This is a genomic window from Methylocystis bryophila (assembly GCF_027925445.1).
Taxonomy (GTDB): domain Bacteria; phylum Pseudomonadota; class Alphaproteobacteria; order Rhizobiales; family Beijerinckiaceae; genus Methylocystis; species Methylocystis bryophila.
In genome coordinates this window covers 3230457-3254028 of record NZ_AP027149.1, presented here as the reverse complement: position 1 = coordinate 3254028, position 23572 = coordinate 3230457, and the positions used below count along the sequence as shown (strand labels likewise).

Below are 23572 nucleotides of genomic sequence, written 5' to 3'. Positions count from 1 at the left end.
CAAAAGCGGCGCGACTGCGCAGAGCGGTTGGGAAAGACGGAGAAATGCAAATGCTCGCCGTGGCCGTGATAAAATTGCTGGTCATCTCGATGACGCTGGTCGGCCTCCTTCGGCTCATCGTCTTCCTTTTCATCGGCGACGCGCAAAACGAGCTTGCTATCCGGCGATTGATCGGCGGCGCCCGAGGCGCTTGGAGACGCAATCTCGTGGGACTCCCCGAGAGTAAGCGCCCTTTCTAACAACAATCTCGCAGCGCCTTGAATTCCTCGCTTCCCGCGCGAAGCAGGCGTTCCTCAATCCCCTGGCTCATTCGCGACCGCATGGCCGGATTCGAGCAGCGAAAGGCGCCGGCTCAATCGCTCTAGATCGCCTGCATGCAGCTTGCCCGTGCAGCCGGAAAGCAATTGGCGCCCGCGTTCGATAAGAATTCTTCTTATTGCGGGGTCGATGACTGTGCCGGCGATATCGCCCAGCGCGCGCATGAGCCGCAAGCTGACGCCCGCGTCCGCGACGGCGTAGTGACGGATTTGTTCGAAGGCGAGATCGAGCAGGCCGTTCACATCGATCCAGGGCACGGCAATGCGCAAGATGTGCGGCGGGTCGTAATAATAGCCGCGGGGCGGCTCTCGCTCGATCCAGCGGATTAGGATGGAGCTCAGCTGATCGACGCAGCTGATCGCTGTGGTCGGATCATTCACGGCAGGTGAGATCGCGCGCAATGCAATGTCGACGATCTGCACGACGCCGAACTCAACGTCCTGCTGCATCGTGCGGGTCGGTCCGATCTCGATTGCGGAAAGAAGCTGGAGGGCGCGCTCATCGGTGATCCGGTCGCCGCGAGTGAAGCGGATCAGTGCGACGCCTTCGGGAATAAAATGTCCGACACGGCGCTCCAGGCGCAAACAAATGCGGTATTCTTTGGCGAGCGTGCGTAACCTAGGGATGTCGACAAAACGAATATAGCCCGATTCCCGACTGGCGATCGCCTCGTGGAGCTCTCCCGAAAACATGCCAATCGATTCACGAGGCTGCCCTGGCCGGCGTCGTTCTGGCATCAATTCGTCGATGACAAGCTCCGTCTCACGGCGGAGTCGGTCGACGATGTTATTGACGCTGATGGCGTTGGAGATGTGGAAGATGAAAAACACCAGCATGCCCACGCAAACCGGGGCAAGCAGCATTGCGCCGAGCACCGTCAGGACCGGCGCGAACGGCGTAGGTAGGCTCCTTGCGGCGGGAAGGGCGGCGATACAGTAGGAAAAGGTTCCGAGGAAGACGCCCAGCGTCCATTGCGTCACGCGGTCCCGCACGAAGCTCACAAGAATGCGCGGGGAAAATTGCGTCGACGCCAAGGTCAGCGTCATCAAGAGGATGGCGAAGACGATCGACACGACGGTCATGGTGGAGGTGGCGATGACCGTCAAAATGGCCTGCGCGACCTGAGGGTCCGCCCGCGAGGGAAACAGTATCCCGGGAACGAGCGTGCGGATGGCGGGGAGGCGTTCTTCGACGTCCGAGACCATGGCGCCGGCCAGGCCAAGCGTCAGCACGATCGCCAGGGGGCGGACGAGGAATCCGCCGCGAAGCGCGTAGAGCGTCGCGCGTAGGGGCGGCGATAGAGTTTGAATCATCGCTTTGGGACACTGGCTGTTGGCTGAAGTGAGCCGCAGGTATTCTCGGCGCTGCGCCGCGCCGGCTTTCCCCGGCGTCTGACTGTCCGGAGGGCCGGATCGCCCGAAGCCGGGAAACTTTAATTCAACTTCTGTTCACAATAACGAAAATTCGGGTCGAATTCGGCCCGCCATCCGGGCAGCTCGGCGGAACACAGAAAGGCCGGGATTATTTGTAGTTTGAGCCTGCGCAGCGCGGATCGCGCCGCAGCCTCATGCGTCGACCGCGCTCGCGCTCAAGCCCCTGATGCGGTAAATGTGTCGACGGTCGCTCTGAGGCTTCGGCGCGACAAAATTCGCGGCGCCGACAGTGGATTGCAAGAGTAGAGTGAAGGGCGCGTTATGGGGTTGGGTTCGATAGCGTTGGCGCGGCCGCTGCGCAGGTCCCTTGGCTGGGGTTTGGTCCTGGCTGTGGCGTCGCTTTTGATCGCCTGCTCGAGCCTCGATGGGCGCAATGCAGTGCCGCCGGCCGAGCGCGCGGAAGCGCTCGTTCTCGGTCTGCCGAACGCTCGATTTTTTATGGACGAGCCCAAGGCCATGGCTGCGGAGCAGCAGCGCGCGCTGCTTCGCGAAGCGCGACAAGCCGGCGCCCGAAAAGGCGGAGAGCTGCCAACCGCCTATCTGCTGTCCTTGTCCGGCGGCGGCGACAATGGCGCTTTCGGCGCGGGTCTCCTCGTCGGATGGACGGCGCACGGCGACCGGCCGAAGTTCAAGCTCGTGACGGGGGTCAGCACGGGCGCGCTGATCGCGCCCTTCGCCTTCCTCGGACCCGAATATGACGGCCCCCTCACGGAGGTCTACACGACGATCGACCCAGAAAAGGTCTTCGAGAAGCGCTTCTTGCCCGTGGCGGCGCTCGCGCAGGACGCGCTCTCCAGCACGCACCCGCTCTATGAGCTCATCTCGCATTACGTCGATGAGCCGTTGCTCGCGAGAATCGCCGCGGAATATGAGAAAGGTCGCCTGCTGCTGATCCAGACGACGGACTTGGACGCCGGACGGCCCGTGATTTGGAACATCGGCGCGATCGCAGCCAGCGGGCGGCCCGAGGCGATCGACCTCGTTCGCCACATTCTTCTCGCCTCAGCCTCCATTCCCGCTGCGTTCCCTCCCGTCATGTTCGACGTCGAGGCGGCGGGGAAGCCCTATCAGGAAATGCACGTCGACGGCGGCGCGGTGAGCCAGGCGTTCCTCGTGCCGCCGTCCTTGAATACGATCACGGTCCTCAGGAAGGAAGGCTACCGTCGCAACGTCGTAGCCTATGTCATTCGCAATGGGCGGCTCGTCACCGAATGGACGGACGTTGAAAAGCTGACGCTGTCCATCGCCGAAAAGGCCGTCTCGACGATGATCAACTATAACGGCGTCGGCGACCTCTATCGGATTTATCTCCAGACGCAGCGCTCCAAGGCAGCGTTCAACCTCGCCTATATCGGCGAGGATTTCCGTGCCCCGCACCCCTATGAGTTCGACACGGCCTATATGCGGGCGCTGTATGACTACGCCTTTGCCAAGGCTTCCAAGGGATATTCCTGGCGCCATGCGCCGCCCGGATTTGAGGATAAGAAGGGGTAGAGCGCGAAGCGAGAAATCGCGGCATGCGCGACCTCGGCTTTTGAAGCGGCCGCCTTCAGGCGAGGCAGCGTGATCCGAACGCGGAAGTCGCGCCGCCGTCCAGGGGGCGCCGAGCAAAGCCGACTTGCATGCGCCTCCAAGGGCCTTATTGTGATATCTCTGCAACGGCGCGACGCGCCGCATCAGCGGGAGGCCTGGCGCGCTGCGCGGCGGGCGCCCAAGGCCTCAGGCACTGGATGCGACCTCAAATGGCGACTCAAGACGACATTGCGAAAACGCTCGAACGCCGACTCATCGAGCTGACCGGGCAGATTGCGGAAATCGACAACGAGCTGCACGGCCTGTTGCCGGCCGACTGGGAGGACCAGGCGACCCAGCTAGAAGGTCAGGACGCCCTCGAGGGCATCGAAAAGTCCAAGCTGCAGGAAGTCGGGCAGATTCGCGAGGCCTTGCGGCGCATCTCGCAAGGTAGCTACGGCGTCTGCGTCAAGTGCGGCGAACCCATCGACCCCAAGCGCCTGAAGGCGCTGCCCACCGCGACCCGTTGCATTTCCTGTGCGGGGTGATCGAAGGAAGTCGCCACGAGATCACCTTATCTGAGCGATCCGCTCAAACGCAGCCTGATCTCGCGCCGCTCACTCCCTCTCGATGCGGATGACCTGCGCGGGCGCGTCGATCGTGCCGTCTGCGAGGATGTCGTCGAGCGCCTCCCGCACGAGATGTTCGCTCGTCGCATGGGTGATGAGGATCACGCCCACTGCCGCAGCTCCCGGCTTCGCCTTCTTCTCGACGCGGCGCGCGGCCTTTGGGCGGCCGAGAGGAGGCCCGTCCTGGTCGGGGGGGCTATGCTGCATGATGCTCTCGAGCGAAATGCCGCGCTCGGCCATGCGCGTTGCGATTTTCGCGAAGGCGCCCGGGACGTCGGGGACGGAGAGGCGGATGTAATAGCCGCCCTCATGCTGCCGCAGCGGGGCGCGCTTGAGCTTTTCCAGCGTCGCGGTCGGCAGGCCGAAGGGCGCAGAGCGCACGCCCTTCGCGATGTCGGCGATGTCGGCGACGACGGCCGAGGCCGTGGCTTCGCCGCCGGCGCCGGGACCGACCAGCGTCAGCTCGCGCACCGCGTCGGCGTCGATCGTCACCGCGTTCAGCACGCCCATGGCCTGGGCGATCGACGTGGTCTTGCGCACCATCGTCGGGTGCACGCGCTGCTCGACGCCGTCGGCGGTGCGTTGGGCCACTCCCAGCAGCTTGATGCGAAAGCCGAGCTCCTCGGCCGCCTCGATGTCGGCGAGCGTCACGCGCTCGATCCCCTCTATGTCGATGGCTTCCGAGGCGATGGTCACGCCGAACGCCAGCGAGGTCAGGATCGCGAGCTTATGGGCGGTGTCGAAGCCGCCGATGTCGAAAGTGGGATCGGCCTCGGCATAACCGAGGCGCTGCGCTTCCTTGAGACATTCCTCGAAGGAGAGCCGCTCGAGCTCCATGCGCGAGAGGATATAGTTGCAGGTGCCGTTCAACACGCCATAGACGCGATCGATCGAATTGCCCGCCAGTCCTTCGCGCAGCGTCTTCACGATGGGAATCCCGCCGGCGACCGAGGCTTCGAAAGCGAGCGCGACATGTTTCTTTTCGGCGAGCGCGGCGAGCTCGAGCCCATGTGCGGCGAGCAGCGCCTTGTTCGCGGTCACGACCGGCTTGCCGGCGGCAAGCGCCACTTCGACGCTTTTTCGCGCGGCGCCTTCCGCGCCGCCGATCAGCTCGACGAAGAGGTCGATCTTATTCGAGGAAGCGAGCGCGACCGGGTCCGCGAAGAACTCGACGTCGGAAAGATCGGCGTCGCGCTTCTTGCCCGCATCGCGGGCGGAAATGGCGGTGACGACGATCTTGCGTCCGGTGCGCGAGGCGAGCGCCTTGGCTTGCCGCTTCAACAACCGCGCCACGGCGGCGCCGACTGTGCCGACGCCCGCGACGCCGACGCGCAGGATTTCGCTCATGTCGTTCTTTCGCAGGTCAAAACAGGACGGCCGCTAGCGCGCTTTCCGCTCGAACGGAATCGTTCGAGCGATGAGAAATCGCGCCAGATCAAACGTTGGAGCGAATTCTGATCGCAAAAGTCCATCAACTTTTGCGGAATACGCTCTGAGCGCCGGGCCGCAAAGGTTCTGCCCGATTCCGGACGGGCGATCAAGGACGCGGCAGCTTTGGCGTGAGCCGCCGCCGCGCGCGGGGATTGCCGAAGGCGCGAGGCTGGGGCAGGGTGACGCGTCGAAAGTCCTCCATTCGATTCGCTCAGCCCGTGCTCCGGGCCGCCAGGTGGGCTGAGCCGACGAGGGTCGTCTGATGCGCGCTTCACAACTTTTCTTTCTTCTTCCGCTGCTCATCGCCGGCCCCGCCGTCGCGGCGGATGCGCTCCTCGATGAAGGGGAGGCCATCGTCAAGGCGAATTGCAGCCGCTGCCATGCGATCGGTCCGACAGGCGAGAGCCCCAATCCGAAATCGCCGCCGTTTCGGACGCTCTCCAAAAAATATCCCGTGCAAAATCTCGAGGAGGCGCTGGCCGAAGGCATCATCGTCGGCCATGAGAACGAGCAGATGCCGTCCTTCCAGTTCACCCCCTCGCAGGTCGAGGCGATCGTCGCTTATCTCGGTTCCGTGCAGGTGAAGTAGGGGGAGGACGCCGCCTGGTTATGCGTCGGGATAGATCGCCTTTCGGGAAAACACATAGGCGGGCGTTCTGAGAAGCACCTCCAGGTCGAGCAAGGGGCTCCAACGGCGAACATATTCAACGTCGACGTCCGATCGGGCATCGAGGTCGACTGAATTTCGCACGGTGATCTGAGAGAGACCGGTTATCCCGGGCTTGACCTCGAATCGAGCCGCGTGCCTGCGAAGCGTCTCCCGGCTTTCCCACTCGACGAGCGGCCGAGGGCCCACGAGGCTCATCGAGCCTGCGATCACATTGCAAAGCTGGGGCAGCTCATCCAGACTGGAGTTCCGCAGGAGCGCGCCGACCCGAGTGATCCTTGGATCGTCTTCCTGCATCTCGTAGTGAGTATGCGGGTCCGGCATATTGTGATGCAATGAACGAAACTTGACCATGATGAATGGTTCAAAATGCAGACCTATTCTCGCCTGACGAAAGAATACGGGGCCAGGCGAGTCCAGTTTGATCGCGGCCGCAATCAAAGCAACAATTGGAAGAGCGATGACGCATAACGCTAATCCGATTGTCAGATCCATGAGGCGCTTTACCGCAGCCGCCATTCCAAATAGTTTATCCTCAAACGCTATTGCGGGTGTTTGTGGCTCAAATTCTCGATATTTTGTGTCTTCTGCCGGCATAACCTTCTCTCCTATCGAAATTTATATCTTATCCATTAGTTAGATAGACGCTGAGTGGGCCAGCGCGCTGTGGATTTCGCCCACAACCTTCTCGACTTGCTTTTGCGTAATATGCGGGAAAAGCGGCAAGGCAAGAACTCTTTTCGCGGCGTTCTCGGAAAAGGGCAGGGATGGAGCGTCTTCTGTAAGGAACGCCTTTTGTCGGTGGCAAGGAACTGGGTAATAAACCTTGGAGGCGATGCCCGCCCTACCCAGATGCTGATGTATGGCGTCTCGGCAGCTGCTCTCGATTACGAAGCAATGATGACTGCTGCAAGCGCCGTCAGCGAGTCCAACCGGGCGAAGGGGTAGGCCGGACAGCAGCTCCCTATATTGATCCGCGGCCTGCGCGCGCGCCGCATTCCAGGCGTCCAACCGCTTCAACTTGACAGATAGCACCGCCGCTTGGAGGGCGTCGAGCCGGTGGGTGCCGCCGATGACCTCATGGAGATCATTGCTTTGTCGGGGGCGGCCATGGTTGCTGAACAGGCGAATCCTTTCGGCCAAGGCAGAATCGCTTGTCACGACGGCGCCGGCGTCGCCGAAGGCTCCGAGATTCTTGGTCGGGTAGAAGCTGAAGCAAGCCGCGTGGGAGCAACTGCCCACCGGCTTGTCCCGCCATTTTGCCCCATGCGCCTGCGCCGCGTCCTCAATGACGGCGATGCCGGCCGCTTGCGCGAGGCCCGAGATCGCATCCATATCCGCTGGCTGGCCATAAAGATGAACCACAATCACTGCCGCAGTCCGTTCGGACAAGACTTGTCTGATTTCGTCGGCGCCCATCAATAACGTCGCGGCATTCACGTCTGCGAAGACGACTTTGGCGCCGACGGCAGCCACCGCTTCGGCTGTGCCGACAAAAGTGAACGCCGGCACAATGACCTCGTCGCCGCGGCCTACTCCTAAGCCTCGCAGGGCGAGTTCCAAAGCGGACGTTCCACTATCCACGCCCACGCAATAATCCACGCCACAAAACGCCGCCCATTCCGCTTCGAAGTCTTCTACATGCTTTCCCCCGATGAAGCTCGAGGACGCGCATATCGATTTCCAGACTTCGTTAAGCTCTCCGGACAATTCTGAGTAAATCTTATTCAGGTCTATAAAGGGAATTTGCATTACTGTTGCTTCCTGGGAACGGTGCAATCTTTGATATCGACAATAGGAAATATTTCAGAATGAAGGTCTAATGGATAGAAAATATCTCTCTCTCTTTTGTCCTTCCGGGATCGATCTATGGCTTCAATAATCGCCACGGTAATCATACCATCTCGTCCTGAGCTCCTTGGCGCAGATCGATCCTTGATCGTGGCGAGAAAGTGTCGTAATTCTTCGACAAGCGGTTCTGCGTATTCTAATTTTGAAAAAGCAAATTCGGGTTCGTGCTTAATTCCCATTTCAAGATCATGAATAGAGGCCTGACGATACATCTGTAGAGGATTTGCGGCGAGGTCATCATAAACTACCGATTTCTCGCTTCCGATCACGGTAAATGTTCTAATTTTCTTAGTCCCTCCGCGAGAAATGTGAATGAAGCCGGAGGCCCCAATCTCTCCATAGCGAAGCTCTACCTGAACGGATTCGGTCTGCTCGCTGCTGTGTGCGTTCGATGCGCTAACGGACGTCGGAAGACAGCCGATCAGGTGATTAAATACGGAGATGCTGTGTGGCGCAAAATCCCAGACCGCATCGGCGCCATGCGCTGAGAACCGCTCCAGACTGAACTGTGCCGCATGCACGCTGCGTATCTGTCCGAGATTGCCGTCTGACAAGTGGCTTCTGAGCTTATCGACGGCTGGATTGAAGAGAAGCGTGTGTCCCGTCATCAAGACGCAATTGAACCGACGCGCCTCGTTGAGAAGCCGCACGGCTTCGTGCGTCGACTGTGTCATGGGTTTTTCGACAAGAACATGTTTGCCGTGTCGAAGCGCGGTCGACGCGAGCTCGTAATGCGTTGGCGGCGGCGTTGCTATGACGAGGGCGCTGACGTGCGGCAGAGCGGACTCGAGGTCCTGAAACGCCTGCGCGTGCGGAAAGCTGGAGATGACGCCGTCTAATCGCCGGGGGTTCGGTTCAATCGCCACGACTTGGCGGACCTGGGGGAGTGAGCTCAGCACGCGAACATGCTTGGCGCCCCAGTTCCCGCAGCCGACGACGCCGACCTGCATAGCCGCTTTCTCCTTGACGAACGATGTTAAGCTATGATCCCCCGAAAAACTCGGGTTTTTCCCGGAATATGCCGGTGCTAATCCAACCTGCGGCCAGCATGACCTCAACGAAAGATCGTTTGCCGGCTCCTTGTGGTGGAAGTTAGGCGGCGGATGGTCGCCTCAGCCTGTTTTTTGGGCCTATAGCGGAACGCGCCGCCACCCGTGTCGAGATCGCGTTGCGTTGGGCATCGCGCTCGAAACGGAATCTCGCGTCGACCTCTATAGCCGCGCCGGCGTCGCAACCTCGTGGTAGACCGCAACGGTCGCGTTGATGATCTTCCGCTCGTCGAACTCGGCGAGCGCTTTCGCTCTGGCCGCTTCGGCAAGGCGCCGGGCGAGCGCGGGATCGTCAAGAAGTTGCGCAATGGCCTGGGCCAGTGGCTCCGATTCTCCGGCCGGCACCAACAACCCGTCGACGCCGTGACTAATCACTTCGCGGCAGCCGGGAACATCGGTCGCGACGAGCGCTCGGGCGCAGGCGGCGGCCTCGATCAGGCCCTTGGGCAAGCCTTCGCGGTAGCTCGGCAGAACCAGGATGTCGATCCTCGCGAACAAGGCGGGCATGTCGCTTACATGCCCGAGCCACTCCACGACGCCCGACTCTCGCCATGCGATCAGGGTCTCTTCGGGAACCGCCGTCGGATTGCCCGGGTCCGGCGTGCCCGCAAGAGCAAAGCGGATATTGCGACCCTCAGCCTTGAGCGCGCGCGCCGCTTCGACGAATTCCCTGATGCCTTTGTCCCAGAGCATGCGCGATGCGAGCAATACGTAGGGCGGCTCGTCAGGAGCGCGTGGCTGCGTCGGGGGCTTGAAGCGCTCGGTATCCACGCCGGAGCCCGGAATCAACCGTATGCGCTCTTGCGAGGCCAATCCGGCGCCGAGAAAGAGATTGATGTCGTCGGGATTTTGCAGGATCAGCCGGGCGCGATCGCCGCCTAGGGCCGCGCGCATCAAAGAGCGCACGAGCGGGCGCAGTAGACGCGTCTTGAGCGAGTCGGTGGTGAAGACATGGCCCATGCCGGCGACCGCGTTGACGCGGGAGACGCCCGCTAGCCGCCCGGCCAGCGCGCCGTAAACGACGCATTTAATCGTGAAGGAATGGATCACATCGGGGCGTTCTGCCCGGAGCAGACGATAAAGCCAAAACAGCAGCGCGGCTTCACGCATCGGGTTCAGGCTGCGCCGCTCCATGGGCGCTTCGCGCCAATCGAAGCCGAGCGCGCGAAGCTGCTCGACATAAGGACCGGGCGGCGAAAGCAGCAACACCTCATGTCCCGCCTCGCGAAGCTTAGACGCAAGCGAGCGGCGAAAATTGAAGAGATACCAATCCGTATTCGCGAAGAGAAGCAGTTTCATCTCGATCCCTGAGCCAAATCAGAAAATTGGCGTTGAGCCTCGATGGCTCGCGGCGGCGCCGCGAAGGTGACGAGCGGGAGATTCCTCCTACAGGCGCAAGGGCTTTTGAGCGTCGAACGGTCCGCGCAAGCGGCTTCGTCGCAATGGCCTCCCGTGCGGGTGCACCTTTCCCGCACTTTGCCGTCTCTGACAAGGGCGAATTGTCGAGGAGAATGGCGACGGCGCTGGCGGCGCATGGACGGCGCCCGCTTGGCGAAGGGAGACCCGCGAGGCGAAGCCGCAGCTCGGCAGGCCTCTCGCCTCTTGCGCCGCCCGCCGGCATTTGCCAAATAGCCCTCGGGAGGTTGGCGGTGGACGTTCCACTCGCCAACCGGGTCAGGTCCGGAAGGAAGCAGCCCTAACGAGAACGGGCGGGTCTTCGTCCAACCTCCCACGTTTCGCGCGATCTCCCGGCTTGAGCAGCCTCCGCGCGCGCCATTTCTCCAGCGGGCTTCAAGCGCAGCGGATGGACGACGGGCTCTTCCCAACCCCTTCCGCGCCGTCGGCCTATCGCGTGCTCGCGCGCAAATATCGGCCGTCGAGCTTCGCCGATCTCATCGGCCAGGAGCCGATGGTGCGCACGCTCGAGAACGCCTTCAGGCTCGAGCGCATCCATCAGGCTTATCTCCTCACCGGGGTGCGCGGCGTCGGCAAGACGACGACCGCGCGCATCCTGGCGCGCGCCTTCAACTACGAGCTCCCAGCCCGAGACGGCCGGCCCGCCGTCAGCCGTCCGACGATCGAAATGGACGAGATCGGCGTCCATTGTCAGGCGATCATAGAGTCGCGCCACCCGGACGTGCTCGAGATGGACGCGGCCTCGCACACGAGCATCGACGATGTGCGCGAGATCATCGACAATGCGCGCTATCGCCCCGTCATGGCGCGCATGAAGGTCTATATCATCGACGAAGTGCACATGCTCTCGAAGTCCGCCTTCAACGGGCTGCTGAAGACGCTGGAGGAGCCGCCCGAGCATGTGAAATTCGTCTTTGCGACGACCGAGATCGAGAAAGTTCCGGTGACGGTGCGCTCGCGCTGCCAGCGATTTGATCTGCGCCGCGTCGACGCGGCCCTTCTCGCCGAGCATCTGCGCAAGATCTGCGCGCTCGAAAAGGTTACGATCGAGCCGGCGGCGCTCGCGGTCATCGCGCGCGCCGCCGAGGGCTCGGTGCGCGACGCGCTCTCGCTGCTCGATCAAGCGATGGCGCATGGCGCAGCGGGCGAGGGCGCCGAAATCCTGGCTGACGATTTGCGCGCCATGCTGGGCGTCGCTGACCGCGCCTGCGTGATCGAGCTTTTCGAGGCGGTCATGGCCGGCAGCATCGCCGACGCGCTGAAGCTCTTCGAGGATCAGTACAACGCGGGCGCCGATCCCGCGCAAATGCTCACCGAACTCGCCGAGTTCACGCATCTCGTAACGCGCATCAAGGTCGCGCCGCAGACCGCGCAATCGAGCGCGCTGACGCCGGAGGAGAGCCGCCGCGGGACGGCGCTTGCGGGCGAGCTGTCCTTGCCAGCGCTCTCGCGCGCCTGGCAGATCCTCGCCAAGGGGATCGAGGAGCTGCGCGTTTCGCAGACGCCCTATGCTGCGGCCGACATGGTTCTGGTGCGGCTCGCCCATGCGGCGGAATTGCCGACGCCGGACGAAGCCTTGCGCAAGCTCGGCTTTGGTCAAGGCGGCAGCCCGCCCCCGCAGGCCTCGCAACCGCCCGCCGGGTCACGGGGCGCGCCCGTTTCTTTTGCGGCGAGCGGCGCGCCCTCCATCGCGCCGAATCCGCCGAGACGAGCGGGCGTGGCCGCGGTCCCGCAATCCGCGCCGGCGCCAAGCGGAGGGCCGGTCTTGCGCGACTTTCCCGCGCTTGTCGCGCTCGCCGGCGAGAAGCGGGATATGCTGCTCAAATTGCAGCTCGAGCAATATGTGCGTCTCGTCCGCTTCGAGCCGCTGCGGCTCGAATTCGCGCTCGCGCCTGGCGCGCCGCCGCAGTTGCCGCAGACCCTCACGCAGCGGCTGCAGGCCTGGACGGGCGAGCGCTGGGTCGTTTCGACGGTCGCGTCAGGCGGAAAGCCCACGCTCGACGAAGAGCGCGAGGCGCGCGAGAACGAGCGGCGCAGCGACGTCGAGCGGGACCCGGTCGTCGCCGCGGCGCTCGCCTGCTTTCCCGGCGCGCAGATCGTCGCCGTGCGCGGCAGGGCTGACGAGGCGATGCCGGCGGCGCCCGAAGCCGAGGTCGTTTACGCAGACGGGGCAGAGCCGGACGAGGACTAGATCGCACCGCATTCAGGCGAGACTTTCCGGACGATCCGTTTGGGGAGCACGCGCATAACGGGGAGAAGACGATGGATTTCATGGGAATGATCAAGCAAGCGCAGGCCATGCAGGCGAAGATGCAGGAAGCGCAGGCTGAGCTCGAGACGACATTCGTCGAAGGCGAGGCTGGCGGCGGCGTCGTGAAGGTGACGCTAACGGCCAAGGGCGCGTTGCAGAAGGTCTCGATCGATAAAGGCCTCTTGAAGCCTGAGGAAGGCGAGATCCTCGAGGATCTGATCGTCTCGGCGCATGCGCAGGCGCGGGCCAAGGCGGAAGCCGCGATGACCGAGAAGATGAAGGCCATTACCGGTGGTCTGCAGTTGCCGCCCGGCATGAAGCTGCCGTTCTGAACCCATGGCTGAGCGCATCGCGGGTCCCGAGATCGAAAGGCTGATCCAGCTTTTGGCGCGCCTGCCGGGATTGGGTCCGCGTTCCGCGCGCCGCGTGGCGCTGCATCTCATGCGAAAACGCGAGGAGTTGCTCGGTCCCCTGAGCGAGGCCATGCGCGTCGCCTATGAGCGCATCGTGACCTGCTCGCGCTGCGGCAATATCGATACGAGCGATCCTTGCGCGATTTGTGTCGATACGCGACGCGACGCCTCGACGCTCATTGTCGTCGAGACCGTGGCCGATCTCTGGGCGCTCGAGCGGGCGCAGCCTTTCCGCGCGCTTTATCACGTGCTCGGCGGCGTGCTGTCCCCGCTCGATGGCGTCGGCCCCGACGATCTCAATCTTCCCAAGCTGATCGAGCGGGCCCAGAGCGGCGACATCCGCGAGGTGATCCTCGCCGTGAATGCGACCGTCGACGGCCAGACGACCGCCCATTACATCGCCGATCTGTTAGTCCCTACGGGCGTCAAGACGACGCGTCTCGCCCATGGCGTCCCGGTCGGCGGCGAGCTCGACTATCTCGATGAAGGCACGCTCGCCGCGGCGCTCGAACGGCGCACCGCGCTTTAATTAGATCACGCGCTAGCGGCCCGTGAGGAAGCTCGACGAGCGCAAGAACATCGCAGCGATTCTGACGGCGTAGCCCAACAGGCCCGAGCCGCCATAAAAATCGCTCCTATTGAGCTGCACATAGACATAGGCGGGCTTATCGGATGCGTTCATGACCTCGCAAACGAAGAAGCCCTCGCGGGCCCGGATCGACTCGAGCAGGGTTTTCGCGGCGGCGCGCGCTTCCTTAAACATGCGTCGCCGGTCCTGCCTCGAAAAGGAAGAAAATGAGATTTGTCGCGAGTCTTCCTCGGCTGCGTCGAAGACGCGATAGACCGGGAAGCGGAACTCCTCCACCCAATAGCGATTGCTTGGCTTGAGCACGGAAACGACGTTGCTCGTCAAGGCGATGATGTTGCCGAGAGCGAAGTCGCGCCTTTCACCCGGTTCAAGATGCTCGCGCAAGATTTTGGTGCGGCCTGAGAGGCAGAGGATCGCGGGCTTCACGAGGCTCTGCTGCCGATAGGTCTTGTACACATAGGGCGCGCGCGCCCAGCTCGCCGTGGAAGCGTCGCTCAGCACTGAGCGAAAAAAAGCGTTGCTCGACGAGCAGAGATAGGTCGTCTGGAGAAAAAGCAGCGGCGGCGCGCCCTCCCGCGCGAGCCTCGGCAAGTCGATGCATTCGACAACATTTCCGTCGCCCGCCGTGAGCAAGACCTCAATCGGCTGATTTTGCGCCGCGATCATGTTGATTCTGACATCGCCTCCGCCAAACAGCAGGCGCGCAAGAAGCGCGAGCTCGCGCATGATGCGCGAACGCTGCGGCTGCGGATGCGGACTTTGGCGGGGCGTGGTCTTCGCGCCCGTCCATTTGCTGACCGACCGGCCGGGCCGGTCGAAGAAATGCGCGTAGGGACCGAGCCTAACCGAGACTCCGTCGCGCCCTTCGAGGAGTTGAAAGGCGCTCTCTCCGAGACCGAGCGAAGGCGAGGGGATTCGGGACTGCCGGATGAGCATGTCGACGCTCCTTACTGCGGTTTCTAAGCTCGCGCCTCCCATTGTTGAGAATCGCCCCGTTCGCGGAGCGCTTGGCCTGCAAGAGGCTTCCCCTGATCGACGAAAATTCTGACGGGGTCGAGCCAATCAGGCGAGAATGCTTTGTTTTGTGGGCGCGAAAAAAAGCGCCGCTTGTGCAACGTTCAATCGAACTCACTCAATGCAAAGGATCTCACGCATTGCAAACAGCTCAGCGGTTATTCCCTCAGCGCATTATAGCCGAAGCCTTATCCTCGGTAAAGATTCGGCCCTCCTCTTGTCGCCTTCAAAGCGCTGTTCGTCGCTCAATCGGTCTCTGTTCGCGTCGCGGCGACCGGGTTGCGTTTGGCGGGACCGCGAAAGCGGAAAACGTGATCGTTTTCAAGACATCCGACTGCGTGCTCGGCGACAAAGGGCTGCCGCTTTTTCGCATCACGCGGTTAGTGCGCCTCCCGCTCGAGCGGCGTCGTTCGAGCGATAAGGAATCGCGCCTTATCAAAAGCTCGGAGCGAATCCGATCGCGAATGTCTGTCAAATTTTGCGGCATTCGCTTCACAGCGCGCCCCTGCCGGCGAAGGCCCGGACGCGCCGGCGCAACTCGCCGAATAGTCCTGGCGAGGGCGAGACGGCGCTCTGCAACGGCTTGACCGCGATACGCCGGGGCTCGCCTTTGTAGACGAAGCGCCGCCGCGCCGCATGATAGGCTGGATCGGGTCCCCAGAAGTTCTCGCGCATCTGGGCCAATTCCTCGGCGCGATAGGCGGCGAGCGGCTTCACGCGCTCATCGGCGAGGCGTCGTTCGTGCTTGTCGCGCAGCATCAGCCAAAAGTCCTGACGCGTCGCGAGCGCCGCCGATCTCTCGGCAAGGCGCTTTTGAAACTCGGCGACGCTTGCGCCAAAGGCGTCGTCGATGAAGCCGATGCGTTTGGCGTCGCGCGTTCCCATCGGCTTCAGGCATTCGGTGAGCTCCAGCGCGCGTTCCGCGCCGACCCGCCGTGGCAGCAGATAGGTCAAATATTCCGAACCGTAGAGTCCGCCCATGCCTTTGTAGTGCGGGTTGAACACGACGCCTTCGCGCGCATAGACGTAATCCGCCGCAAGCGGCAGGATCGCCCCGCCCGCGCCGGCGTTTCCGCAGAAGCCCGCGACGACGAGATGCGACATCGTATTGAGGATCTCGAGCACGACGTCGTCGATCGCAATGATGTTTCGCCAGGATTCAAGCGCCGGATCATCCGAGGCCTCGATCACGTTGAGATGAATGCCATTGGAAAAGAAATCGGCGCCGCCGACAAGCTCGATGATCTTCGTCGGTCGGCTGCGGGCATAGAGGAAGGCGTCGCGTAGTCGGAAGCACTGGCGCGTGCTCATCGCGCCGTTGCTAAACTCGAAGTGGAGTCTGCCGACGCTCCCGTCCTCGACGTAGCGGATCTCCTGGAAGGTGCGATAGTCCGGCGCGGCGTCGATCGGCAGGGGCGCTTTTGGCGCATTCGCCGCGCGGCGCCCGAGCGCCATCGTCGCGGGGAGCTTGATTTGCGCGGCCGGGCAAATGTCGAGCGCGCAATTGACGCAGCCGGGGCCGGGATCGGGGACGCCGCAGCCCGCCTCGTTCCGATCGACGCGGTCCTTGAGCTTCATATGCGTGATCCACACGGCGCCGTCCTTTGTCCCGACGCAAATGGCGCCATTACGCTGCGCGAGGAACGCGCCCGGCGCGCCCTTCAAGCGATCTTCGACGTGTGCGTCATAGAGATAGAACTCAGCGCCGAAAGAGCGGTCGAGCACGCCCGGCGCGCTGTCGGCGGCGTTGATCTTTGTAACGATCGCTTCCGTCGAGTCCTGGCTCCAATCGATGGCCCGATCAGCTTGGCGCATGGGGGAACGCCAGGTTCCGCGCACATCGGGGCGCGTGTAATCGAGAACCTCCGGCGTAAATCCGGTCGCCCGAAACTTCTCCACGGCTTCGAGCACGGCCGCGACGGCCGCTTCGGTAACCTCCTGGCGATAAAGCTGGCTCTTGGAGACGGCGGGCGTGGGCATCTTGAATTCCCGCGTCGCCCAGATCGGCCCCGCGTCCCATTCATCACTGGCCTCTAATACTGTCGCGCCCCAGACCCTCTCGCCGTTCTTGATCGCCCAGTCGAGCGAGGACGGCCCGCGGTCGCCTTTGATCCCGGGGTGGACGATGAGGCAGAGATGCTGGTCGGTGATAACTTTCGGGATCGCCGCCTTGAGCATCGGCGCGATGATCAGCTCCGGTTCGTTCTCGGCCGCGCCTTTCAGCATGGCCTCGTCGCTCGAGGCCAGCGTCACGGCGACCTCGTGTCCTCGTTCCGTCAGTTCGATCAGAAGCCTTTGGCTCAGGCTATTGTGCGCCGTCGTGAGAAACAGAATCTTCATGGGGCGTTCTCCTTTCTCTGATTGCGGTGGACGAAAACGCGCGCAGTTAGCTTGCGGGCGGGATGAGCAGACGCTCTCCGAGCCCGTTTCCGTCGCGATGGCGTCGAGTATCAGCCGGATTTTTTCGAGCTCACTACGCGCCGCCTCGAGGCGCCGGCTCGACGAATATCCCCGGCATCATTTCAGTACAGGGACCTCGGCCATTGAAAATCCCTGGAAGGCTACCGCATTGGCGCCTGCAGCCTTTCACTCAGGCTGTTACGCGCCGATGTGAGAAACAGGATTCTCATGGCGGGGTTCTCCCTCTAATTGCGGTCGACTGAAACCGCGCCCGGTAGTCTTGTGGACCGACGTTGAGCAATCGCTGGAAGGCGCGCTGCATCCGCTCGGGCGTGCCAAAGCCCGTCTCCGCCGCAATGGCTTCGAGCAACAGATGGGTTTGTTCGAGCTTGCAGCGAGCCGTCTCGACGCGCGCTTTCTCGACGAATTTCGCGGGTGTCATCCCGGCTTCTGCTTGAAAATGCCGCGCGAAGTTCCGCGGACTCATATTGAGACGCGCCGCGAGCCGCTCCACGGAGTGATCCTCCGCAGGATTCGCCAAAATATAGGCCTGAAGCTCACGAATGTCGGGACGGTTGGGCGCCTCGGACTGAAGAAAGATGCTGAACTGGTTCTGTCCGCCGGGCCTTCGCAAGAACACGACCATCAAACCGGCGATAAAACGGGGCGCTTCCCGGCCAAGATCCTCTTCGACGAGCGAAAGCGCGAGATCGATGCCGGCGGTGATGCCGCCGGAGGTATAGACATGTCCGTCGCGGACGAAGATGCGATCGCGATCGATCCGTAGCGAGGGATGGAGCGTCGCCAGCCGGTCGCAATACATCCAATGGGTGGTGACGAAGCGGTTCTCGAGAAGTCCCGCGCGAGCGAGCAGGAAAGCGCCTGTGCAGACGGAGACAAGCCGGCGTACCCTCGGCGCCGTCTTCTGCAGCCAGTCGATCAGGAGCGGCTCGGCGCAGGCGCGCTCGATCCAGGGGCTCCCGGGCACGACCAGCGTGTCGATTTCGCCTAATTCGTCACCGAAGCCCTGGGGCGCAACGATCTCCATGCCGCCAGCGGTTTTGATGGGACCGGCGCGCAGTCCGACGAGGACTATCTCATACCCGGGTTCGTTGAGCCGCCCGTTGATTTGCAGCCAGCGGTCGGCGTAACCGAAAACGTCGAGGGGACCGGCGAGGTCGACGATCTCGATATCCTCGAAGAGGAGGAAAACCACCCGTCGTCGCAGCAATTCCTTTTTAGGGGAGTGGATAAGGCGCTCCACCTGATCGGAATCGGCATAAGGCAGCAACTTCGTCATTCCCGCAATTTGCGCCTGCCTAGCCCCGTCGGCAATGACAAGAATCCCGCAAATCCTGCCACGACTCCAGATGTGCGTACGTGTTCAACGGGAAGTGACCGGTCGCCGTCCTGACATGCGTTCTCGACAGGATGGGGCGCAGCGAAAACGGAGCCCGGCAGCTCGCCTCGGCAGGAAAGCGACGATTGCCAAGCCCCTGATCCTTCTCTACTCAGCCGAAAACCATTCTCGAAAGGCTCCTTCCTTGACCAAACATGTCGTCGTGCTGATGGGCGGTCTCTCCGCCGAACGCGAGGTCTCCCTGCGCTCCGGCGAAGCCTGCGCGCGGGCGCTGGAAGGCGAGGGGTTTCGGGTCACGCGCCTCGACGTCGGCCTCGACGCGCCGCAACGGCTGGCGGAGCTGAAGCCGGACGCGGCCTTCAACGCGCTGCACGGGCGCTTCGGCGAGGACGGGGCCATGCAGGGCGTGCTTGAGTTCCTGCGCATCCCCTACACGCATTCCGGCGTGCTCGCCTCGGCCGCCGCTATGCACAAGCAGATCGCCAAGACCATTCTCGCGGCGGCCGGCGTTCCCGTGCCGGCGGGGCGCGTGCTCACCCGACTCGAGGCCGCGCGGGAGCACGCGCTGCCACGTCCTTATGTGCTGAAGCCGGTTGCGGAAGGCTCGTCCTTCGGCGTCTTCATCATTCGCGAGGACCAGGAGCATCCGCCCCAAGAGCTTTCCCGGGCCGACTGGAGCCACGGCGAGACGATGCTGGCGGAGCGGTTCATCCCGGGGCGCGAATTGACCTGCGCCGTGATGGGCGACAGGGCCACGGACGTTATCGAGATCGTCGCGGCAGGCGGCGGCTGGTACGACTATGAAGCGAAATACGCCGCGGGCGGCTCAAAACACATTCTTCCAGCCGATCTTAAACCGAATGTTTACCAAAACGTTCAAGAGTTGGCGCTCGAGGCTCATCGGGCGCTCGGCTGCCGCGGCGTCAGTCGCGCGGATTTTCGCTACGACGACAGGCCCAACGGATCGGGCGAACTCGTCGTGTTGGAAGTCAACACCCAGCCTGGGATGACCGAGACCTCGCTCGTGCCTGAAATGGCAGCGTATCTGGGGCTTTCGTTTGGCGAGCTGGTGAAATGGATGGTGGAGGACGCTTCCTGCGATCGTTAAGGGCGCGATTCTTCGCGCCGCTTTCGCTTGCCCGCCCGCATGACTCTCGCTCCTTCGCCTTCGCGTCCGCTCTCCCGCTCGACGCGCCCTTTCCCGACGCCAATTTCTCCCGCGCGCCCGAAACGCCTCGCGCGGCCCCGACCTGGACCGAGCGCCGCACTCATCTGCTGGCGCGGACGGGAGTGGGCTCTTTCGCACTGATTTTTGCTTTTGGCGCGACCCTCGCGCTGGGCCTGGTTCAGAGCGGCGACTATCGGGAATTCGTCGCGCGCAACGGCGCTCCGTATGACACGCTGGCGCGTCTTCTCGGCTTCCCGATCGACTCGGTGACGATCTCGGGCGAGCTGCGCCTGCACGAAAACGAAATTCTAGCGGCGACGGGGCTCGACGCCCACAGCTCTCTCTTGTTTCTGGACGCGGCCGAGACGAGGCGCAGGCTCTTGCAGATCCCCCTCGTTCAGTCGGCGCGCGTGCTCAAGCTCTATCCAAACCGTCTCGTCATCGCCATCGAGGAGCGACAGCCCGCGGCGCTCTGGCAGCGAGAGGGCAGAGTCAAGGTCATCTCCACCGACGGCACGACGATCGCCGATCTCAACGACCCGCGGTTTCTCGGGCTTCCCTTCGTGGTCGGCCCCGGGGCCGAGAAGCGGCTTCCCGAATATACGGCCCTTCTGCGCGATCTCGGCGAGCTCGCCACGCGCGTCAGGGCGGGCGCGCTGGTGTCGGGTCGCCGCTGGTCTCTGATCATGACCAACGGCGTCGAGGTCAAGCTTCCCGAAGTCGATCCCGGCGCCGCCGTTGGCGTCCTCGTTCGCTTGCAACGCGAGTCGCGCATTCTCGACAAAGACGTGCGCTCGATCGACCTGCGGCTCGCCGATCGCGTCGCCGTGCGCCTGACGGAGCAGGGCGCCGAGACCCGCGAGAACGCGGTTGCGAAGCGGAAGGCCCCGAAGGCGGGAGCGCACACATGAACCGCGACCTCACAAGAAGCTTGAAGCCGCTCTCCCCGCGCCGCGGCGCGGTGGTGGCGGCGCTCGATGTCGGCACCTCCAAGGTCGTCTGCCTGATTGCGCGCCTCGACCCGCTACGCGGGGATGGGAAGGGCTGGCGCACGCATCGCGCGCGGGTCCTCGGCATCGGCCATCAGCGGTCGCGCGGCGTCAAGGCCGGCCTCATCGTCGACATGAAGGAGGCGGAGCTCGCCATCCGCCAATGCGTCGACGCGGCGGAGCGGATGGCCGGCATTCAGGTGGATCGCATCCTCGTCACCGCCGCCGGCGGCCGGCTGGATTCGCAGCGCTTCTGGGCGACGACGCCGATGAACGGCCGCGAGGTCGAGGCGGCGGACGTGCGCAGCGCGCTCGACGCCGCGGCGGCGCAGCCTACGGCGTCAGGACGGTTCGTCGTTCATTCCTTGCCCGTCGCCTTCTCGCTGGACGGAGCTGTAAGCGTGCGTGAGCCGCGCCACATGATCGGCGACGAGCTGGGGGCGGAGCTGCATGTGGTGTCCGCGGACAGGACGGCCGGACGCAATCTCGTCACGGCCGTCGAGCGCGGACATCTCAGCGTCGAGGCGATTGTCGCCGCGCCCTACGCGGCCGGCCTCGGCGTGCTCGAGCCGGACGAGGCTGAGCTTGGCGCGGTGCTCATCGAAATGGGAGCGGGCGCGACCTCGCTTGCCATGTTCGCCGGCGGCGCGCTCGTCCATCTCGACTCGATCTCGCTCGGGGGAGGGCACGTCACGATGGACATCGCGCGCGTGTTGAACATGCGCCTCTCGGACGCGGAGCGCCTGAAAAGCCACCACGGCGCGGCGATCGCCTCGCCGTCGGACGAGCGTGAGATCCTGAGCTACGACCAGGCGGGGGAGAGCAGCGAGACGCCGTCGCACGCGCCGAAGTCGCATCTCGTGCGCGTGATCCGTCCCCGTTTCGAGGAAACCCTTGAAATGCTCCGGGATCGACTGGCTCGGTCCGGGCGCGGCTCGACGGCCGGCAAGCGCATCGTGCTCTCGGGCGGAGCGAGCCAGCTCGCAGGCGCTCCCGAGGCCGTCCGGCGCATCCTTGGCGGCCAGGTTCGCCTCGCGCACCCGCTGGCGCTCGAGGGCCTGCCCGAGGCCGCGGCGGGCCCCGCCTTCGCCGTCGCCGCCGGTCTGCTCGTCTATCCGCAAGTGGCGGCAAGGGAACATTTCCACTCGCCGCGCGTGGACGTTCGGTCGACGGGAACGGACGGATATTTCACGCGCGTCGGACGCTGGCTCAAGGACAGCTTCTAAAGCGCGGCAGGATTTCGCGAAGGGTGCGCCGACCCTTCGTTGGCAACAGAAAAGCAAGGCGAGCACGGTAAAAGGGGAGAAATTCTCCCGCGCATCGAAAGGCTAGGTTATGACCATCACTCTGAAAGCTCCCGAGCTGCGCGAACTAAAGCCGCGCATCATCGTCTGCGGCGTGGGCGGCGGCGGCTGCAACGCGGTCAACAATATGATCACCTCCGGCCTGTCCGGGGTCGACTTCCTGGTCGCCAACACGGACGCGCAGGCGCTCACCTCATCGCGCGCCGACCGCGTGGTGCAGATGGGCTTGCAAGTGACCGAGGGCCTCGGCGCCGGGGCGCAGCCTGAGATCGGACGGGCGGCAGCAGAAGAGGCGCGTGAGGAAATTCGCGAGCATCTTGCCGGCTCGCACATGTGCTTCGTCACGGCCGGTATGGGCGGCGGCACTGGCACCGGCGCAGCTCCCGTGATCGCGATGATTGCTCGCGAGATGGGCATACTCACTGTCGGCGTCGTCACCAAACCGTTCGATTTCGAGGGCCAGCGCCGGAAGCGGATCGCCGACACCGGGATCTCCGAGCTCTCCAAATGCGTCGACACATTGATCGTGATCCCCAACCAGAACCTTTTCAGGATCGCCACGGAGAAGACGACCTTCGCCGACGCCTTCGCCATGGCCGACCAGGTTTTGTTCTCGGGCGTTGCCTCCGTCACCGATCTGATGGTCAAGGAGGGCCTCATCAATCTCGACTTCGCCGACGTGCGCTCGATCATGCGCAACATGGGCAAGGCGATGATGGGCACGGGCGAAGCCTCCGGAGAACGCCGCGCTATTCTCTCGGCCGAGGCGGCGATCGCCAATCCGCTGCTCGACGAAGTCTCGATGAAGGGCGCGCATGGCCTCCTGATTTCGATCACCGGCGGCCATGACCTCACGCTCTATGAAGTCGACGAAGCGGCGAGCCGCATTCGCCAGGAGGTCGACGAGGACGCCAACATCATCCTCGGGGCCACCTTCGACTCCTCGCTCGAGGGCGTGATTCGCGTCTCGGTCGTGGCGACGGGTATCGACAACGAGTCGTTCTATGCCGCTCAGGGCGGCGAGATCGAAGCGCGGGCGGCGGAGATGGCGGTGGAGAGGCTCCGGGCGCAGCTCGCCCAGCAGAGCCAGAAAGTCGCCCAGGAGCGCGCCGGGTCGCCGCTGGTTCGCGCGGCGGTGACGCCCGTGGCCGCGCCCGTTGTCTCCGAGACTTACGCCGCCGCGCCGGCACACAATGATTCCTATGGCGAGTTCGCTGAGGAGCAGCCGGTCTCGGGCGTCGAGGAGGAAGACGACTACTCCTATGAAGTGCAGAGGGAGGCCGTGGTGGCTCCTCCGGCTTTCGTCGCGCCGGCTCGCGAAGCCGCGCCCCGCGCCGCGCGAGAAGAGGCCTATGATCACTATGCGGCCGAGTCCGCGCCGAGGCCCGCGCGCATGCCGACGATCGAGGACTTCCCGCGTCCGGGGCAAGAGCAGCTCCGCCAGGCGCGCGGCGAGGCCAATCCTGCCGAGGCGCGGCGCCGTTCGCTCTTCGACAGAATCGCGGCTTTCGGCGCGAGCCGTCAGGAAGAGGCCTATGAGGCCAGCCTCACGGAGCCGGCCGCGCCGCGTCCGCCTCGCAGCCAGCAGCCTCCGGCGCAGCAGCCTTCGCCGGCGCACGCGGAATACGCCAAGCGCGTAAGCGCGCAAGCCAACGCGGCCGCGCTGCGCGCCAACGCCGATCTACAAGGGAGAAGGCCTGCCCCGGCGGCCCGTAACGTCGAGGAGGATCACCTGGATATTCCAGCTTTTCTGCGCCGTCAGGCGCATCGCTGAGCCC

Annotated in this window: 20 protein-coding genes and 1 other RNA gene; 12 read left to right on the top strand and 9 right to left on the bottom strand. The window is 63.6% G+C overall.

Annotation, left to right across the window (positions count from 1 at the left end):
- Positions 1–50 precede the first annotated feature (50 nt).
- Positions 51–239 (top strand): hypothetical protein, encoded by a 189-nt coding sequence (locus QMG80_RS15105; RefSeq protein WP_158658524.1) that lies wholly within the window; start codon positions 51–53, stop codon positions 237–239.
- 54 nt (positions 240–293) lie between these two features.
- On the opposite strand, the gene QMG80_RS15100 is transcribed toward QMG80_RS15105, so the two are convergent.
- Positions 294–1631, bottom strand: coding sequence for a DUF2254 domain-containing protein (locus tag QMG80_RS15100; protein ID WP_085769926.1), 1338 nt, complete (start codon positions 1629–1631; stop codon positions 294–296).
- Positions 1632–2018: 387 nt separating this feature from the next.
- Here QMG80_RS15100 and QMG80_RS15095 point away from each other — a divergent pair, with 387 nt between their 5' ends.
- Both QMG80_RS15095 and QMG80_RS15090 read left to right on the top strand, forming a co-directional pair.
- A complete protein-coding gene (locus QMG80_RS15095; RefSeq protein WP_245300018.1) occupies positions 2019–3245 on the top strand; it encodes a patatin-like phospholipase family protein in 1227 nt (408 codons plus the stop codon).
- A 248-nt stretch (positions 3246–3493) separates the two neighbouring features.
- Entirely contained in the window at positions 3494–3811 is a 318-nt protein-coding gene (locus QMG80_RS15090) for a TraR/DksA family transcriptional regulator (protein WP_158658523.1), read from the top strand.
- Positions 3812–3880: 69 nt separating this feature from the next.
- On the opposite strand, the gene QMG80_RS15085 is transcribed toward QMG80_RS15090, so the two are convergent.
- Positions 3881–5239: a homoserine dehydrogenase gene (locus tag QMG80_RS15085; RefSeq protein WP_085769923.1), complete on the bottom strand. Its 1359-nt coding sequence runs from the start codon at positions 5237–5239 to the stop codon at positions 3881–3883.
- Positions 5240–5585: 346 nt separating this feature from the next.
- Here QMG80_RS15085 and QMG80_RS15080 point away from each other — a divergent pair, with 346 nt between their 5' ends.
- A complete protein-coding gene (locus QMG80_RS15080) occupies positions 5586–5912 on the top strand; it encodes a c-type cytochrome (protein ID WP_085769922.1) in 327 nt (108 codons plus the stop codon).
- 18 nt (positions 5913–5930) lie between these two features.
- On the opposite strand, the gene QMG80_RS15075 is transcribed toward QMG80_RS15080, so the two are convergent.
- The 4 genes from QMG80_RS15075 to QMG80_RS15060 all read right to left on the bottom strand — a co-directional run bounded on the left by QMG80_RS15075 (position 5931) and on the right by QMG80_RS15060 (position 10189).
- Positions 5931–6587: a sugar transferase gene (locus QMG80_RS15075; RefSeq protein WP_085769921.1), complete on the bottom strand. Its 657-nt coding sequence runs from the start codon at positions 6585–6587 to the stop codon at positions 5931–5933.
- A 39-nt stretch (positions 6588–6626) separates the two neighbouring features.
- The gene (locus QMG80_RS15070) at positions 6627–7742 is read right to left on the bottom strand and encodes a DegT/DnrJ/EryC1/StrS family aminotransferase (RefSeq protein ID WP_085769920.1); all 1116 of its coding nucleotides are present in this window, start codon (positions 7740–7742) and stop codon (positions 6627–6629) included.
- A complete protein-coding gene (locus QMG80_RS15065) occupies positions 7742–8791 on the bottom strand; it encodes a Gfo/Idh/MocA family protein (RefSeq protein ID WP_085769919.1) in 1050 nt (349 codons plus the stop codon). The genes QMG80_RS15070 and QMG80_RS15065 overlap by 1 nt, the downstream gene beginning before the upstream one ends.
- Positions 8792–9052: 261 nt before the next feature.
- Positions 9053–10189 (bottom strand): glycosyltransferase family 4 protein, encoded by a 1137-nt coding sequence (locus QMG80_RS15060; RefSeq protein WP_085769918.1) that lies wholly within the window; start codon positions 10187–10189, stop codon positions 9053–9055.
- 338 nt (positions 10190–10527) lie between these two features.
- On the opposite strand from QMG80_RS15060, the gene ffs reads away from it, so the two are divergent.
- From ffs to recR, 4 genes are all read left to right on the top strand, one after another.
- An RNA gene (ffs, locus tag QMG80_RS15055) (signal recognition particle sRNA small type) lies at positions 10528–10624 on the top strand.
- A gap of 70 nt (positions 10625–10694) precedes the next feature.
- A complete protein-coding gene (locus QMG80_RS15050) occupies positions 10695–12497 on the top strand; it encodes a DNA polymerase III subunit gamma/tau (protein WP_085773416.1) in 1803 nt (600 codons plus the stop codon).
- Positions 12498–12568: 71 nt separating this feature from the next.
- Positions 12569–12889 carry a YbaB/EbfC family nucleoid-associated protein gene (locus QMG80_RS15045; protein WP_085769917.1) on the top strand — a complete coding sequence of 107 codons (321 nt, stop codon included), beginning with the start codon at positions 12569–12571 and terminating at the stop codon, positions 12887–12889.
- Positions 12890–12893: 4 nt separating this feature from the next.
- On the top strand, positions 12894–13499 hold the full coding sequence (gene recR / locus QMG80_RS15040) for a recombination mediator RecR (RefSeq protein WP_085769916.1): 606 nt from the start codon (positions 12894–12896) through the stop codon (positions 13497–13499).
- 12 nt (positions 13500–13511) lie between these two features.
- On the opposite strand, the gene QMG80_RS15035 is transcribed toward recR, so the two are convergent.
- From QMG80_RS15035 to QMG80_RS15025, 3 genes are all read right to left on the bottom strand, one after another.
- Positions 13512–14495, bottom strand: a complete 984-nt coding sequence (locus QMG80_RS15035) for a hypothetical protein (RefSeq protein WP_102938038.1) — start codon at positions 14493–14495, stop codon at positions 13512–13514.
- Positions 14496–15065: 570 nt separating this feature from the next.
- A complete protein-coding gene (locus QMG80_RS15030; protein WP_085769913.1) occupies positions 15066–16913 on the bottom strand; it encodes a hydrogenase maturation protein in 1848 nt (615 codons plus the stop codon).
- A 286-nt stretch (positions 16914–17199) separates the two neighbouring features.
- Complete coding sequence (locus tag QMG80_RS15025; protein ID WP_085769912.1) at positions 17200–18273, bottom strand: GlxA family transcriptional regulator; 1074 nt, start codon at positions 18271–18273, stop codon at positions 17200–17202.
- A gap of 244 nt (positions 18274–18517) precedes the next feature.
- Between QMG80_RS15025 and QMG80_RS15020 the strand changes: the two genes are divergently transcribed.
- From QMG80_RS15020 to ftsZ, 4 genes are all read left to right on the top strand, one after another.
- Positions 18518–19441 (top strand): D-alanine--D-alanine ligase, encoded by a 924-nt coding sequence (locus tag QMG80_RS15020; protein ID WP_085769911.1) that lies wholly within the window; start codon positions 18518–18520, stop codon positions 19439–19441.
- The gene (locus tag QMG80_RS15015) at positions 19408–20412 is read left to right on the top strand and encodes a cell division protein FtsQ/DivIB (RefSeq protein WP_085769910.1); all 1005 of its coding nucleotides are present in this window, start codon (positions 19408–19410) and stop codon (positions 20410–20412) included. The genes QMG80_RS15020 and QMG80_RS15015 overlap by 34 nt, the downstream gene beginning before the upstream one ends.
- The gene (gene ftsA / locus QMG80_RS15010) at positions 20409–21716 is read left to right on the top strand and encodes a cell division protein FtsA (protein WP_085769909.1); all 1308 of its coding nucleotides are present in this window, start codon (positions 20409–20411) and stop codon (positions 21714–21716) included. The genes QMG80_RS15015 and ftsA overlap by 4 nt, the downstream gene beginning before the upstream one ends.
- A 109-nt stretch (positions 21717–21825) precedes the next feature.
- Positions 21826–23568: a cell division protein FtsZ gene (ftsZ, locus tag QMG80_RS15005; protein ID WP_085769908.1), complete on the top strand. Its 1743-nt coding sequence runs from the start codon at positions 21826–21828 to the stop codon at positions 23566–23568.
- Positions 23569–23572: the final 4 nt, after the last annotated feature.